Origin of the sequence: Salibacter sp., from assembly GCF_031581065.1 — a bacterium.
Taxonomy (GTDB): domain Bacteria; phylum Bacteroidota; class Bacteroidia; order Flavobacteriales_G; family Salibacteraceae; genus Salibacter.
The window spans coordinates 1-16,062 of the sequence record NZ_JAVLBN010000006.1; the positions used below are offsets into that span (position 1 = coordinate 1).

Annotated in this window: 12 protein-coding genes and 1 pseudogene; 7 read left to right on the forward strand and 6 right to left on the reverse strand. The window is 40.0% G+C overall.

What is annotated here, in order from left to right; all coding sequences use genetic code 11:
* The 3 genes and pseudogenes from RI557_RS02670 to gap form a co-directional block, all read left to right on the forward strand.
* A pseudogene (locus tag RI557_RS02670) lies at window positions 1–258 on the forward strand (lipoyl synthase); the annotation flags it as partial.
* A 130-nt stretch (window positions 259–388) separates the two neighbouring features.
* Window positions 389–3,499 carry a T9SS type A sorting domain-containing protein gene (locus RI557_RS02675; RefSeq protein WP_310666825.1) on the forward strand — a complete coding sequence of 1,037 codons (3,111 nt, stop codon included), beginning with the start codon at window positions 389–391 and terminating at the stop codon, window positions 3,497–3,499.
* A 96-nt stretch (window positions 3,500–3,595) separates the two neighbouring features.
* On the forward strand, window positions 3,596–4,591 hold the full coding sequence (gene gap, locus RI557_RS02680) for a type I glyceraldehyde-3-phosphate dehydrogenase (protein WP_310681919.1): 996 nt from the start codon (window positions 3,596–3,598) through the stop codon (window positions 4,589–4,591).
* Window position 4,592: 1 nt separating this feature from the next.
* Here the strand turns inward: gap and RI557_RS02685 are convergent, their stop codons facing one another.
* Genes RI557_RS02685 through lpxK form a run of 4 tightly spaced genes read right to left on the reverse strand, consistent with a single transcriptional unit; the run spans window position 4,593 to window position 9,054 of the window.
* Window positions 4,593–5,705 (reverse strand): TlpA disulfide reductase family protein, encoded by a 1,113-nt coding sequence (locus tag RI557_RS02685; RefSeq protein ID WP_310666827.1) that lies wholly within the window; start codon window positions 5,703–5,705, stop codon window positions 4,593–4,595.
* Window positions 5,702–7,183, reverse strand: coding sequence for an Asp-tRNA(Asn)/Glu-tRNA(Gln) amidotransferase subunit GatB (gene gatB / locus RI557_RS02690; protein ID WP_310666828.1), 1,482 nt, complete (start codon window positions 7,181–7,183; stop codon window positions 5,702–5,704). Before gatB ends, RI557_RS02685 begins: the two co-directional genes overlap by 4 nt.
* Window positions 7,170–8,015 carry a purine-nucleoside phosphorylase gene (locus tag RI557_RS02695; protein ID WP_310666829.1) on the reverse strand — a complete coding sequence of 282 codons (846 nt, stop codon included), beginning with the start codon at window positions 8,013–8,015 and terminating at the stop codon, window positions 7,170–7,172. The genes gatB and RI557_RS02695 overlap by 14 nt, the downstream gene beginning before the upstream one ends.
* Window positions 7,954–9,054 (reverse strand): tetraacyldisaccharide 4'-kinase, encoded by a 1,101-nt coding sequence (gene lpxK / locus RI557_RS02700; RefSeq protein ID WP_310666830.1) that lies wholly within the window; start codon window positions 9,052–9,054, stop codon window positions 7,954–7,956. The genes RI557_RS02695 and lpxK overlap by 62 nt, the downstream gene beginning before the upstream one ends.
* 78 nt (window positions 9,055–9,132) lie before the next feature.
* Between lpxK and RI557_RS02705 the strand changes: the two genes are divergently transcribed.
* Window positions 9,133–10,227, forward strand: a complete 1,095-nt coding sequence (locus tag RI557_RS02705) for a Nif3-like dinuclear metal center hexameric protein (protein WP_310666831.1) — start codon at window positions 9,133–9,135, stop codon at window positions 10,225–10,227.
* Between the two features lie 3 nt (window positions 10,228–10,230).
* Entirely contained in the window at window positions 10,231–11,019 is a 789-nt protein-coding gene (locus RI557_RS02710; protein ID WP_310666832.1) for a hypothetical protein, read from the forward strand.
* A 166-nt stretch (window positions 11,020–11,185) separates the two neighbouring features.
* Here the strand turns inward: RI557_RS02710 and RI557_RS02715 are convergent, their stop codons facing one another.
* Window positions 11,186–12,664, reverse strand: coding sequence for a hypothetical protein (locus RI557_RS02715; protein ID WP_310681920.1), 1,479 nt, complete (start codon window positions 12,662–12,664; stop codon window positions 11,186–11,188).
* Window positions 12,661–13,764: a hypothetical protein gene (locus tag RI557_RS02720; RefSeq protein WP_310666834.1), complete on the reverse strand. Its 1,104-nt coding sequence runs from the start codon at window positions 13,762–13,764 to the stop codon at window positions 12,661–12,663. The genes RI557_RS02715 and RI557_RS02720 overlap by 4 nt, the downstream gene beginning before the upstream one ends.
* Window positions 13,765–13,877: 113 nt before the next feature.
* Between RI557_RS02720 and proS the strand changes: the two genes are divergently transcribed.
* Both proS and RI557_RS02730 read left to right on the forward strand, forming a co-directional pair.
* A complete protein-coding gene (proS, locus tag RI557_RS02725; protein ID WP_310681923.1) occupies window positions 13,878–15,350 on the forward strand; it encodes a proline--tRNA ligase in 1,473 nt (490 codons plus the stop codon).
* A gap of 2 nt (window positions 15,351–15,352) precedes the next feature.
* Window positions 15,353–16,039 (forward strand): hypothetical protein, encoded by a 687-nt coding sequence (locus RI557_RS02730; RefSeq protein ID WP_310666836.1) that lies wholly within the window; start codon window positions 15,353–15,355, stop codon window positions 16,037–16,039.
* Window positions 16,040–16,062 lie beyond the last annotated feature (23 nt).

Below are 16,062 nucleotides of genomic sequence, written 5' to 3' on the forward strand. Positions count from 1 at the left end.
GGAATCATGCTGGGACTTGGAGAAACTGAAGAAGAGATACTTGAGACGATGGATGACTTGCGTTCAGTAGGAGTTTCCATAATGACACTCGGGCAATATTTACAACCAACACCGAACCATTTACCCGTAGATGAGTTTATTACACCAGAGAAGTTTGCAGAATACAAAAGAATAGGCCTGGAAAAAGGATTTAAATATGTGGAAAGTGGTCCACTCGTTAGATCCAGCTACCACGCTGAAAAACATATTGATAAATAAAACCGAAAAGCGCCAATTACATCCCGAATATGAAGGAAATAATACCGGGAATTAAAATTAATTTTTCTGAGTTGTTAAAATAATATAAATTGGCACAGATTTTTTAAGAATAGTTTAAAGACGTAAATCTATGAAGATTAAAGTTTTACTGAGCTCGATAGCAGCAGGATTAGTTGGGGCGTACTTTATTTTTGGAGAAATTATTCCAAAAACACCTCAATACACGCCTCGTGAAGAGGGAAATAATGACGCAAAACGTTTGATGGGAGGAGACAAGATCTTCAGTGAGTTGAGAGCAAACGTGAATACCGGTGAATTTGAGCCAAAAGATGTATTTGAAGCCAGAGAAAAAGTTGCAAGACAAACAGCTAATAAAACTTCTCAATTAGGCCTCAATTGGAAAAGCATGGGGCCTGACAATCAGGGGGGGCGAACAAGAGCAATTCTTGTAGATAACCAAGATTCTCAGCATTTAATTGCCGGAAGTGTTTCCGGAGGTCTATTCCAGAGCTTTAACGGGGGATCAACCTGGGAACCGATCAACGATCTCATGCCAAGTTTGATCATTTCTACTATTGATCAGGGTCCTGATGGGACAATCTACGTAGGTACAGGTTCTGAATTTGAAGGTTCAGCCCCAATGCCAGGTGGAGGTGTTTTCAAGTCAACTGATGGCGGTGAAACATTTGAACAACTTCAGTCAACTATTCCCGCTACCTACAATACTAATGAAGACTGGTCCTATGTGAATAGACTTAAGGTTCATCCCGATGATGATAACAAAGTTTTTGCAGGTACGTCTAATGGATTGTTTGTTTCAACTGATGGTGGTGAAACATGGACTAAACCACTTAAGACTGTAACAGTAAATTGTACACAGGATAATGCTTTTGTTCAGGATATAGAGATTACTCCAGATGGACGTGTTTTAGTTGGATTAGGAATTGGAGTTTGGTATTCTGATGAGCCGACAGTTGATTGTAGTTATCAACCAGCTCCAGGTCAAATTCCTGCTTCAATCGAGAGAATTGATCTTGATTATTGTGACTCAGATCCTAATTATGTTTACGCTATCACAACTAATAGCGGTGATTTAGGGGGAGTATTTAGATCAACTGATGGAGGTTTGAACTGGTCTGTAAATTCTCCTCTACCACCAACAACAACGCTTGACTCCACATTTAATTTGTTTGGAACAGGTCAGGGGTTTTATGATCTCGCTTTGGAAGTATTTCCAAATGATTGTGAAAAATTGATGATTGGTGGCGTTCAGATTTACAAAATTGATGGTTCATGGGTTCGTGTAGCTGAAACTTTTGCGAGTCCGTTCTCCGGGATATATGTTCATGCTGACCAGCACTATTTCACTTTTGATCCAAATGATCCAAATACTATGTATATCGGAAATGATGGCGGTGTTGGTGTTAGTTATAATGCCACAAGTGGAAGCATGTCCTTTTCTACGTTAAACAGGAATTACACGACAACACAATTTTATGATATTGCAGTAGGTCCACGTGGCGAGGTATTGGGAGGAACACAGGATAATGGTACATTCCTTCTTCAAACCAGTGATACAGATGTTGGAGGTACAACAGATGGAATTGAAGCTGCTGGAGGTGATGGGTTTGACACTGAGATTTCTAAACTCGGTGAGATTGGCTTTGTTTCGTTGTATTACAATCGCATAATCAAGTTTGAGCCGCCAAGTACCACAACACCATTTTTTGAATTTCAAGGGTCATTCAATTCTACATCACCTTATGCAGGTCAAGGCAAAGCACCTTTCCGTACTAAGTTTGATATTTGGGAAAGTGCTGATGATTCAACCAGTATTGATTCAATAACCTTTAGAGCTGATACAGTTGAGCAGTTTTTAGGAAAGCTTACAGGAAGTCAGGTTGCGTTTTCGGGAACAGTTGTACCTAATCAACCAGCTGCTGAAATAGCACCGGGTAGTATTTCTTTCTTTAATCCAACTCCAGGGAATCCTCAAAGAGTTAATGACTATGATGGTGATGGAACTTTAGAGAATACTGATGGAGATAGCGTAGGTACTTTTGACTACAATACTTACGAATACAGTTTCAGCTTTGACGCAGCTCCAGCAGATCAATCAGATTTCTTTGGCTATTATGCAGCTACATTTAATAATGGAGATGTACTTAAAATTAATAGTGCTACTCTAGATTACCCATTTGATTATACACTTACCACTGCTTTAAATGTTGGAGACTCGGTAAGAATTCAGGATCCAGTTCAGGGTTATATGGCTTCTGTAACAAATGATGGTATCATTTTCTCTAGAGAAGTGTTGGATAACACTATACCAGAATGGCATAATCTTGCTGACATTTGGGGAATTGGTGGAATAAGATCACTAAAGTTCTCTCAGGATGGAAATCACTTGTTTATTGGAACAGGTAACGGGAATGTTCATAGAATTAGTGGATTTAGAAATCTGTATATGGAGGATGATCCAGTAAATGTTTTGACATACAATGGCAACTTGTTTAGTGCTAGCGGTAACATTACTGGCTTTGCGATCCATCCAAATGATCCTGAAAAGATTCTGGTTACAGTTGGTAATTACGGAAATCAAAATCACGTTTATGAATTAGATAACGCTGTATCTTCACCTGGTGCTGCTGTAGCTAGAAATGCTCAGGGTAATCTTGAAGACTTCCCTGTTTACGATGCTGAATATCACGTATTAGATCCAAATATTGTACTATTAGGTACAGATTTCGGTATCTGGTCAACTTCAGACTTCTCTACTTCTGGTACAAATGTTACCTGGAGTAATGAAAACGCAAATCTTGCTAACGTTCCTGTTTTTGAGGTTCGTCAACAAAAGCTTGGCTGGACTGAAGCGACTAATAATGAAGTGATTTATGCTGGTACTCATGGTAGAGGTATCTGGAGAACAAGTGACCTTGTCAATTCAACTCCAGAATATCCTGAATTTGCTGATAGAGACGGTGACATTGAAATGAAAGTGTATCCAAACCCGATGTCAAATACCGGTACATTTGAATACACTTCTTCAGCAAATGAAGTTGTAGATGTTCAAATCTACGACCTGAGTGGTAAGCTCGTGAGATCGTTTACCGATAAAGCTAATCAGTCAGGTAAGAAAAAGCTTCGCCTCAATGTTTCAGACTTCAAAGGCGGAACTTACATTGCTACAATTACGAATGGTAGCGTTAAAAAGACTGCTCGCTTTATTGTAGTGAAGTAATGATCGAATAGTTATTTCATAAATATTTTAAAAAAGCCTCCAAAATGGAGGCTTTTTTTATGATAAGCCGTTAATTTTGACGAAAACACACTCGATATGATAAATGTTGCAATAAATGGTTTTGGAAGAATTGGAAGAATGTTAACCAGAGAGTTAATGATTAGGGAAGATGTTAACCTCGTAGCTGTTAACGACCTTTCAGAACCAGCAGTGCTCGGTCATTTATTCAAATACGATACAGTTCACGGAAAGTATCAGGGTGAAGTTACGTGGGATGAAAATTCAATTATAATCGATGGTAAAGAGGTGAAAATGTTCAATGAGCATTCGCCTGAAAAGCTGCCATGGAAAGACTTGAAAATTGATATTGTAGTTGAATCAACCGGTATTTTTAGAACGAGTGATAAAGCAGCTTTACACATTAAAGCCGGAGCTAAAAAAGTAATTCTTTCTGCACCTCCAAAAAGTGATGACATTAAAAGCGTTTGCATCGGGATCAATGAGGATATTCTCGATGGTTCTGAACAAATTATCAGCAACGCTTCATGTACAACAAACTCGGCAGCTCCTTTGGTAAAGGTTATGAAGGATCTGACCGAAATAGAAGCAGCTTACATCACAACTGTTCACTCGTATACAAGTGATCAAAAACTACAGGATTCTCCTCATTCTGATTTGAGAAGAGCACGTGCAGCAGCGATGAGTATTGTTCCAACGACTACAGGTGCAGCAAAAGCGATAACGAAAATTTTCCCTGAGCTTGATGGAAACATGGGAGGTGCTGGTATTCGCGTTCCCGTACCTGATGGTTCGTTAACTGATATGACGTTCATTATCAAGGATGAGTTAACCATTGAACAGGTCAATAAAGCATTCAAAAAAGCAGCTCAAAATGAGTTGAAAGGGATTATGGAGTATACAGAGGACCCTGTTGTTTCAGTAGATATTCAGGGCAACAAGCATTCGAGTATATTCGATGCATTATTGACGAGCGTGATTGGGAAAATGGTAAAAGTTGTAGGCTGGTACGATAATGAGATCGGCTATTCAACAAGACTAGCCGATCTCATAGAGCTTGTTTCCAAAAAGTAATTTATGATTCAAATATTTCCTGCAGCTTGTCTTCAAGCTTTTTACCTCTAAGGTTTTTGGCAATAATTTCACCTTCAGGATTGAGTAAAAAAGTAGCTGGTATTGAACTTACACTGTAAATACCGGCTGCTTCAGATTGCCATCCTTTTAAGTCACTGACCTGAACCCATTCAATGTTATCCTGTTCAATAGCCTGTAACCAGGCGTTTCGTTTCTTGTCCAAAGACACACCGTAAATCTCAAATCCTTTGTCTTTGTACTTGTTGTACATCTTAACAACATTTGGGTTTTCAGCTCGGCAAGGCTTGCACCACGATGCCCAAAAATCGATCAATACATACTCACCTCTAAGGCTTGATAATTTAACTGTTTCACCCTTGGGGTTTTTAAAGGCTAATTCTGGTGCTTTGCTACCTACTGCTGTCTTTTCAATGCCTTCCACTCTTTGAGCGAATCGGTCATAGATGTAAACACCTTTCATTTTCTCTGATAAGTTATCTCTAACCTGAGTATAGAGCTCAAAATTTTGGTTTGGCCTCAACTGTTCAATAGCTGCAAGGTTAGCCATTGAACCCTCGTGATTTTGGATGAAAGTTTTCATCGATTCCATCATTGTCATGCGAGCATTTTGTAGAGTAGTTACAGCAGCTCTGTAGGAATTTGGGTCCTTGTTTTGCTGTGCATATTGCATAGCTCTTTTTAGGCTGTCAGCTTTTGTGTAATAAGACATTTGAATTTGAAGCATCTGCTGTAGATCTTCAGCATCTTTAGATCCTTTGACCTGTGCGTAGCCCTCTAAATTTCCAGAGGTTCCATTTACTGTGATTTTATCATTTGGCTGTAAAATCAACGAAGCGTAGTTATTTGCTTTGTTAAAACCGAGCCTGTAATAGCCGGGTTTATCAACGTTGTAAACCATTTTAAATGTGCCATCCTCATTGAACGCAGCTGTGTCAACTGCCTGAGTTGACTGCGAAATATGAAAAAGGTAAATTTCAGTTTGATTGGGAGCATTATCAATTTTTCCTTCAATCGATACATTTCCCTTTTCCTCAGGAGAACAAGAGATAATTGCGAAAGTGATTAAGGTTAAGAATGAAAGTGTACGTATCATAATTCTAACATTTCTCTGATTAATGAATTTGATTTTTTAGGATCAGCTTTTCCGCGCGTTTCTTTCATGAGTTGTCCCATGAAAAAGCCCAGTAATTTCTTTTCACCATTGCGGTAGCGCTCAGTTTCGTCAGGGTTGTTTTCAATTACTCTTTTGATAGCCTCTTTGATGTTATCCTCATTTTGATCCTGGATGAGATCTAATTCTTTTGCGAGTTCGAGAGGTGATTTGTTTGAGGTCTCGGTCAGAGCCGGAAACAGGTTTTGTGACGCAACCGAATGACTGATTTTTCCATCGTCAATGAGTTGAATCAGCTCTGCAATTTGTTTCGGTGAAACAGGGAAATCTGAAATGTGTAATGCGTTTTCGTTGAGATAAGATTTTACATTTACCATCACCCAGTTTGCTGCTGCTTTGAAGTTCTTCGTGTTTGAAACAACCTCTTCAAAGTAGAGTGCGATTTCTTTTGAGTCTGTAAGGATACCGGCATCATAATCACTCAACTTAAAGTCTTCAACATACTTTTTGAAAAGCTCATTTGGAAGAGGAGGGAGCTCATTTTTCATCTTCTCGATGTATTCCGTGGTAATTTCCAGCGGTAGTAAATCAGGCTCTGTAAAGTAGCGGTAGTCATTATCCATTTCCTTACTCCGCATGCTGGTAGTTGTTCCATCTACAGCATTGAAAGTTCGCGTTTCGTGAAATATTTCTTCGTTGTTCTCGAGAGCTTCAATCTGTCTTTTCGTCTCGTGTTCAATCGCTCGTTGCACGTTGCGAATCGAGTTCATGTTTTTGACCTCTACCTTTTGACCAAATTCTTCAGATCCCTTGTGTCTGACCGAAATATTAGCATCACAACGAAGCGATCCTTCTTCCATATTTCCATCACAAATTTCGAGGTAGCGAACCAGTTTTCGCACTTCAGAGAGGTATTGGTAAGCTTCTTCACCGCTTCTGATATCCGGTTCCGTTACAATTTCAAGTAGTGGAACTCCGGCACGGTTGAGGTCGATAAGAGTGTGAAACGGATCCTGATCGTGAATAGATTTACCAGAATCTTCCTCCATATGGATACGGGTGAGATTGATCTTTTTTGTATTGTTCTCGAGTTTGATCTCGATATATCCACCTGTGCAGATTGGAGTATCGAACTGAGTTATTTGGTAGCCTTTTGGAAGATCGGCATAGAAATAGTTTTTTCTTGAAAAGCGATTTTCAGCCGTGATTTTAGAATTACATGCCAATCCCAGTTTCACCGCAAATTCAGGTGACTTTTCATTGAATTGTGGTAATGTACCTGGATGCCCTAATGATACCGGTGTAACCAGATGGTTGGGTAATTCACCGTAAGCATTGGGATCTGACGAAAATGCTTTTGTTTTCGTTTTCAATTGTGCGTGGACTTCAAGTCCGATTACTGCTTCGTATTTATCGTACATAGTCAATTCAAATAATGACGCAAAATTAATGGTTTTCATTGGCGGTTAAGCTCGCCAAATCAACTTGTTTAATCCAGTTTTCTAATAATTTTGTTAAGGTTTTCCCGGTATTTTGGGCAACTCGCTGAACTTCTTCGTGAGAAATTGGCTCAATATCCTCATCAGTGCCCATATCTGTAATAACTGAAATTCCCATGACATTCATTCCCATGTGTTTTGCAGCGATAACTTCAGGAACAGTTGACATTCCAACAGCATCGCCACCTATTACACGTAGGTATTTAAATTCTGCCGGTGTTTCATAAGTGGGACCGCTAACCGCAACATAAACTCCTGACTGCAGTGAAACAAATGTGTTATTAGCTACTTCAACGAGCAGGTTGTTCATTTCCTTTGAGTAAGTCTTTGTCATATCAGGAAAACGAGGACCTAATTCATCTATATTCTTTCCGATCAAAGGATTATCACCCATCTGGTTGATGTGATCTGTGATCAACATGATTTCGCCAACTTCAAATTGAGGATTTAAGCCTCCTGCTGCGTTGGTTACAATGAGGTTTTTAGCACCCATGTATCCTGCTATCCTAATCGGGAAAATCACTTGATCCATTGAGTAACCTTCGTAATAATGGAATCTTCCCTGAAAAATAAGAATCTTTTTGCCGTGCAGTTCACCAAAAGTCAGTTTGCCGGTGTGTCCTGCTACAGTAGTTTGCGGAAAGTTGGGGATATCGCTGTAAAGTACTTCAACAGGATTCTTGATGATTGATGCCAATTCACCCAATCCTGATCCAAGGATGAGGACAATATCAGGCTCCTGGTTTATTTTCTTTTTTAGATAGGTCGCTGTGGACTTTATTTCGTCTAACATAATTCAATATTTGCTCATTAAATTCCTCGTTGTCCTCACCGTGAAACTTGACCTCAATTGGCTGAGTGTAGAGCGGTTTTGAGAGGACAGGCTCAAATTTTTCTTCACCAATCATGCGCATGTAATCCTTTTCAGTTGTGATGATAATAGCATTATTTTTTCGGTTTATGCGTTCAAACTCTTCAATCAACTGTTCTATATCAGTTTCAGTGAAATTATGGTGATCTCCGTATTTGAGGTGCGTGATTTCAATTTTTTGAGATTTTAAAAAGTAGAGTAGCGGTTCTGAATTTGCTATACCTGTAAAAAGTAAAGCTTTAGTAACCGTTCTGTAGTGAAGCGCATTTAGATTAGGATTAACAGGTTGTAATATTCCGTAATCAAGATATGAGAAATAGACGTTTTGATATGATTTAGGAGCAATTTTGTCCCTCAAAGCTCTTCTGTCTAGTGGAGATAGAACAGGTGGACATTTCGTGATGATAATAATATCAGCACGCTGACTGTTAGAAGACTGTTCCCGCAAATTTCCAACAGGCATAAGGAAATCCTCCTTGTATGTTTTGCTGTATTCGGTAAGTAAAATGCTAACCTCAGGTTTTACTCGCCTGTGCTGAAAAGCGTCATCGAGTAATATAATGTCGAGACCACTATCGTGGGCTAAAAGCGATTGAATCCCTCTAACTCTATTGCCGTCAACACTTACGGTCAGATCCGGAAACTTGTGTTTAAAAAGTCGGGGTTCATCACCAATATCCTCATGAGTAGAGTTCGTGTTGGCCAATAAAAAACCATTTGTTATTCTGCCGAAACCTCTGCTTAGTGTGGCAATGTTATATTCTTTTGAGAGCAATTTGATTAGGTATTCAGTATGAGGCGTTTTTCCTGTTCCACCAACAGTTAAGTTCCCCACAACAATAGTAGGAACATCAAAAGTGTGTTCGTGAAATACACCAATGTTGTAAAGTTGGTTTCTCAACCAAACCGCAGCTCCATAGAGGAGTGCGAACGGAAATAACAACAATCTAATCGGATTCATTAAGCGCGAAATTACAACATTGAGTTCCAAATTTCATGAGTTTTTTCAATAGCGTAATTTTGTCGTAAATGTCCAGATATGAAAATAGGAGATTTAGTAGCCTTTATCAATGAATCAGCCCCTTTCCAGTACCAGGAAAGTTATGACAACTCAGGCCTCATTACAGGAAATGTAAACGATGAGGTAAATGGAGTACTATGTAGTTTAGATTGTGTTGAAGATGTTGTTGAGGAGGCAATTGAAAAGGATTGTAATGTTATTTTGGCTCACCATCCAATCGTTTTTGGCGGACTCAAGAGCCTCACGGGTTCTAACTATGTTGAAAGAACGGTGATCAAAGCGATTAAAAATGACATTGCCATCATAGCGGCTCACACTAATATGGATAATGTTCACACCGGAGTCAACAAAAAAATCGCAGAAAAAATAGGACTGGAAAACCTCGAGATATTAGCGCCAAAAAACTCGATACTCAGTAAAGTCGTGGTTTTTGTTCCTCATGACAATGTGAATGATGTGAGAGAGGCCATGTTCAGAGCCGGAGCCGGATCAATTGGCGAATACGATTCCTGTAGTTACAACTTAAAAGGTGAGGGCACATTCAGAGCCGGTGAAGATGCCGATCCGCACGTTGGTGAAATTGGAACACTACACTCAGAGCCGGAAACAAGGGTAGAGGTGATTGTTGAAAAGCCGCGGCTCGGTTCGGTTCTGACCGAAATGAAAAAAGCTCATCCATACGAGGAAGTAGCTTACGATGTGTATCCATTAGCGAACGAGCACCAGGAAGTTGGTAGTGGAATGGTTGGCTATTTAACGCAACCTGTTGAGGCTATGAGTTTTTTAAAATCGCTCAAAGAAAAACTACAAACAGAATTGATTCGCCATACTGATATCGTCTCTGAAAAAATTGAGAAAGTCGCTATTTGTGGCGGTGCCGGGAGCTTTTTACTGACCGATGCTATTAAGAAAAAGGCCGATATTTTCATCACAGGTGATTACAAATACCATCAGTTTTTTGATGCTGATGGCAAAATTATCATTGCGGATGTAGGTCATTTTGAGAGTGAGCAGTTTACAGCAGAATTATTTGTGGAATTACTTCGGCAAAATTTTTCTACCTTTGCCATCCATTTGTCAAAAGTAAATACCAATCCAATATCATATCTCTGATTTATGGCTAAAAAAGCGGAGAAAGATCCAAAACTTTTGAGTGTTGAAGAAAAACTAAGAGCCCTTTACAGGCTTCAGTTGATCGATACTCAAATTGATAAAATCAGAACCGTAAGAGGTGAATTACCACTTCAGGTTCAGGATTTAGAAGATGAGGTAGCAGGCCTCAACACAAGAATCGAAAAACTCAAGGAAGAAATTTCTGATCTCGAAGGTCATGTTTCTGCCAAGAAAAATGCGATCAAAGAAAGTGAAGCGCTCATCAAGAAATATGAAGAGCAGCAAAAGAATGTTCGCAACAACCGCGAGTTCGATTCACTTTCTAAAGAGATCGAATTTCAGTCTCTCGAGATTCAACTTGCTGAAAAACGCATTAAAGAATTCAAGTCGAGAATTGAAAACAAGACTGAAATTCTCGATGCCACAGTTGAGGATATGAACGATCGTCAAAAAGAACTCGACCACAAAAAAGGTGAGTTGGATAAAATCGTTGCTGATACTGAGAAAGACGAGAAAAAACTCGAGAAAGCATCTAAAGATGCTGAAAAGAGTATCGAAGATCGCTTGCTCAAAGCTTACAAACGTATTCGTCAAAAAGTGAAGAACGGAATGGCCGTTGTTCCTGTTGAGCGTGAGTCTGCCGGAGGATCGTTCATCCGCATCCCTCCACAACGTATCCTCGATATTGCTGCACGCAAGAAAGTAATTGTTGATGAGCACAGTGGAAGAATTCTAGTTGATGAAGAGCTCGCTAACGAAGAAGCAGAAAACCTTAAAGATGTGATCAAGTAATCACGTTTTTTGTGAAAAGATAAGGGGTGGTGTATCAAAACCGAAAAACCTTAGTTTTTAGGTTTTAAAAGGCAAACCTTTAAAGTGTAAATGGCTGATGTAGTTGGATTAAAATCCTCCACTCATCAGCCATTATTTTTTATGATGCCTTTTGATACACTCCCTTTTATTTCCAGCGATATGCTGCACTCACCATGATAGCATGTGAGTTATAGGTAATTTCAGATTTCTCGATAAAGGCAGGGTCGTAAATCCACATGTTTTCAGAATACTGTCTCCATCTCCAGGTTACATCAACATAAAAGCCTGCCTGTCGTAAACCGGCACCAAAGCTATAGGTGAAAACCGGAGAGTCATTTTCTATACCATTGACGTATGGATCCTGATCATATCGAAAACCGCCTCTTACAAAATACTGGCTAAACCTGGCTTCACCGCCAATTCGCAAATGATGAGTTTGACGGTAAATATCCTGAATTGTGTTGTTTACCGGATCAAAAGAAAAGCCTGATTCGGCTTCGCGCAGTTCGAGCTTACGGTAATCAGCATATTCATATTCAATACCGATAAGTCCTGCTTTACCCAAAATGATTCCGGCTGAAGCCTGAAACCTTCCGGGCTGCCTAATCGTGTAGCCAAAGTTGCTTATGGGAGAACTGGCCTGGTAATCGTTACTTTGGAAAGATGATTCAACCGTAGTAGAGTATTGATCATCAATTGTAATTTGTGATGGAGTGTGGTAAGCTAAACCTAACCTTAGGTAATCGTTTACACGGTAAATCAAGCCTAACTTTCCTTTAAATCCGCTTCCTGAAATATCGAGTTCTTCCTGGAAACTGTACTGTTTTAAAGTGGTGTATTGGGAAGAGTCTGGCAAATCGTACTCGCTGTAAGTCGTTCTTTGAGTGAATTGGTAAAGGGTTATGGCGAGAGAGGCTCCAAAATAAATGCGGTTGTTGTAGTTTCCACCATATCCAATGTTGAGCTCACTCAAAGAACCCGATTCCTGATACGTTTTTCGCTGTTTTCCTTCATATCCTTCATTAGCGTGAACATATCCGTTAAAAGCACTGTCGTAATTTAACAGGCGAGCATCATAAGCGGGCTTTACGTCATAATCGAAAATACCAAAGTCACCTATTTCATTTGGCATCACAACCGGCTTTGGATTTTCGAGATCGTACCTGAAAATATCCAGGAGTGACGAATAAGGATTATCCGTTTGATGATTCGTTTCAGAGAAAAAATTGGCTTGTCTGTTGTAAGCGATTCCCCACGAAGTTTGAAGCAACCCCGATACATTGTCCTGTTCCTTAGAAAAGACCATCGCAAGATTGTTTAACCCCAGGTTGTTATAATTGGCATCACTGGTGTTTCCATTGAAAGTTGTAGAACTGTTGTTGATGTAATAAGAAGGCGTAATACTCACCTCAGATCTCCTGAAAACCCCCAATCCAGCGGGATTTGTGCTAACTACTGAAGGATCGCCTCCCAGAGCACCCATTGCTCCGCCCAAAGCATTAAAGCGGGCTGTCCCCGAGTAATCCAATCGACCTAAACGAAGTGCATCGGTTTCGTTTTGTGAAAACCCCACAGCGGTAAAAAGTATAAGAAAGAAGAGTAGTGCAGGTTTTCTCCAAATCATCTTCGCGGTGAATATTGACGTGAACGCGATCTGCTTGGGCTCGGTGAAGACGAGGGCGAAGAGCTTCTCGGACTTGGAGATATATTCCTGCTCGGTGAAGAACTCCTGCTGGGAGTATATCTGCGATTATTTCGCTGAGGAGTGTAGTCACGCGAGTTACTTCTGTCTCTCGATGGAGTGTAACGGTTATTACCTGATCTGTTTGGTGTGTATCGGTCAGATCCACCGGTACGCGAACTTCTCGTTCTCGAAATCTTGTTGAAATTATCCCGATTGAAATTGGGTTTGTTCAGGTTGCCTCTATTGTCACCCGGGTTGTAACGATTTGATGAACCTGACGCTGAGCTGCGCTTTCCGGCCGAATACGATGAGTTGCGATCAAAATTCGGCTTTCTCTGTGGCTCTGACCGTTGAGAAGTGCCTGTCCTTGAAGAACGAACGGCATTATTTCGCGGACGATCAAAATCTGGTTTGCTCTCTACAGGAGCAGCAGTTCCTGATGGGTTAAAGTATGATCCGCTTCCAAAATAATTTGGTCCAAATCCAGAATACAATCCGTATGGGTTATAAAATGGAGAATAATGGTTGTAAAAAGTATTCCCGTATGAATATGGCGAATAAGGAGAATAGCCACCGTAGTAAGAGCCATAAGGATCGTAAAAACGTGATCCATACATGTTACTTTGGTAGTACAGTCCTGATCTCCATGAAGGAGAATAGAAAGCAGATCCTGCTCCTAACATTAGCGAAGTATTAAACTGCGAATAATTGTTAAACCCCGATGCAGGAGAGCGGTAATAATTTGGTGAAGTTGAACCAATTCCGCCTCTTGCAGGATTTATTCTCGTTGCAAATTCTGGATCGTAATAATCGTAATTTGAATTGCTACCTGAACTATCAGCGCTTGAAGAATAGTAATCGACAGACTCATCTGCCCTGTTTTGTGGCTTAACTGGAGTTTCGTAGTCGTTAGAGGCAAAGTATACACCATCGTATTCGTAAGAGCCTGTACTGCTGAATTTACTTGACGAACAGCTTGTAATCAGACCCAAAGAACTGATGGCAAATAAAAGAACAAGGTGTTTTCTGTTAATCTTCATAATACTCAAATATAAACAAATGCTCAAAGCAGTTCAATGTATTAACAAACTCTTTAAAGTTTTGAAAAGTGTTTCGTTACTTTTGCTGCCTCTACAAAATACAACGAAAAACGATGGCAAAAGATTTCACGACAAGAGAGAAGGATTATTCAAAATGGTACAATGAGTTAGTGGTCAGAGCCGATTTAGCCGAATCGAGTGACGTTAGAGGCTGTATGGTGATCAAGCCGCACGGTTACGCCATTTGGGAAAACATGCAATCACAACTCGATAAGATGTTCAAGCAAACAGGTCACAGCAATGCCTATTTCCCGCTTTTCATTCCAAAATCATACCTGAGTAAAGAAGCCGATCACGTTGAGGGGTTTGCAAAAGAAGCCGCTGTTGTAACGCATTACCGCCTCAAAAATGATGAGGATGGTAAAGGTATTGTAGTAGATCCGGAAGCTAAACTGGAAGAAGAGCTAATCGTTAGACCAACATCTGAAACGATTATCTGGAATTCGTATCGCAAGTGGATTCAGAGTTATCGTGACCTTCCCATTAAATTAAATCAATGGGCAAATGTTGTTCGCTGGGAAATGAGAACCCGACTATTCCTCCGCACTTCAGAGTTTTTGTGGCAGGAAGGTCACACTGCTCACGCTACTAAAGACGAAGCCATTGAAGAAGCTGAGCAAATGCTCGAAGTGTATGCAAAGTTTGCTGAAAAGTATATGGCTATGCCAGTTGTAAAAGGTGTAAAATCTGAAAGTGAACGATTTGCCGGTGCGCTCGAAACGTATTGCATTGAGGCGCTTATGCAGGATGGTAAAGCACTACAGGCCGGAACTTCTCATTTTCTCGGTCAAAACTTTGCCAAGGCTTTTGATGTGAAATATGCATCTAAAGAAGGGAAAGAGGAATACGTTTGGGCAACATCATGGGGTGTGTCTACCAGGTTAATGGGGGCTCTGATCATGACCCATAGTGATGATAACGGACTGGTTATTCCGCCAAAATTAGCTCCAATTCACGTTGCTATTGTTCCTATTTATAAAAACGAAGAGCAGTTTGAAGCCATCTCGAAGAAAGCTAAAGAGATAAAAGAAAAACTCGAGGATAAAGGATTCATCGTTCGTTTTGACGATCGTGATACGCACAAGCCGGGCTGGAAGTTTGCCGAGTATGAATTTAAAGGTGTTCCAACCCGAATCGCGATCGGACCAAAAGACATGGAAAAAGGAACTGTTGAGTTGGCGCGCAGAGATACACTCGAAAAGCAGTTTGTACCGATGGACAAGGTTGCTGATATTATCCCGGGCCTTTTGGATGAAATACAGGAAAATCTGTTCGATAGAGCGAAGAAGTTCAGAGATGAAAACACAACTGAAGTTGACAACTGGGAAGACTTCAAGAATGCGATAAAGAAAGGTGGCTTTGTAAGTGCTCACTGGGATGGTACAACAGAGACAGAAAACAAAATCAAGGAGACTACTAAAGCTACAATTCGCTGTATTCCGTTAAACAATAAACAGGAAGATGGAAAATGCGTTTTCTCAGGAAATCCATCTAAAGAGCGAGTTCTCTTTGCTAAAGCTTATTAATTATGACAAAACGCGAAAAAATATTTGATATCTTCAAAAAAAGATCCTGCACGAAACAGGATGTTTTTGAAAACACTGCTGATCAATTCAAAAAATTCAAAGAAGTTATCAAGCAGATTGTTGATTCTTACCAGGAAGAGGTTTGCGCTCTTGATGAGCGAGTGAAAGTAGAGTTTGAGTCTGAAGGTGAGTATGAAGCCAGAATTCGATTTGGTGGAGATACACTCATTTTCCATATGCATTCAAATGTCTTTTCATTTGATGACTCAAACTACATGTGGAAAACAGGTTATGTGGAAGAAGATCCATTGAGAGCTTATTGCGGAGTGATTAACATTTACAACTTTCTCTCTGATTCATTCAAGTTCAACCGTGAAAATGATCTGGGTTACCTTGTTTCCAGAGTTTTTATCAATAAAGAAAACCATTTTTATGTGGAGGGAAACAAAGAACTGAATCGCCTCTATCGAAATTTTGGTGAAGATGTTTTGGGCCAGGAAGAAATCGTTAATGTGGTGGAAAGCTCAATTCTTTACGCTTTGAATTTTGAGTTGTACACACCTCCTTTCAAAAAAGTACAGCTTGTTTCAGTTAGTCACATGCAACAGCTTTCCAATAATTTAAAACTGAGAACAGGTAAGCGACTCGGCTTTAAACTGAATGCAGAGCGCAAAATAAATTTGAAGTAATTTATTTGAAACACTTTGACCAG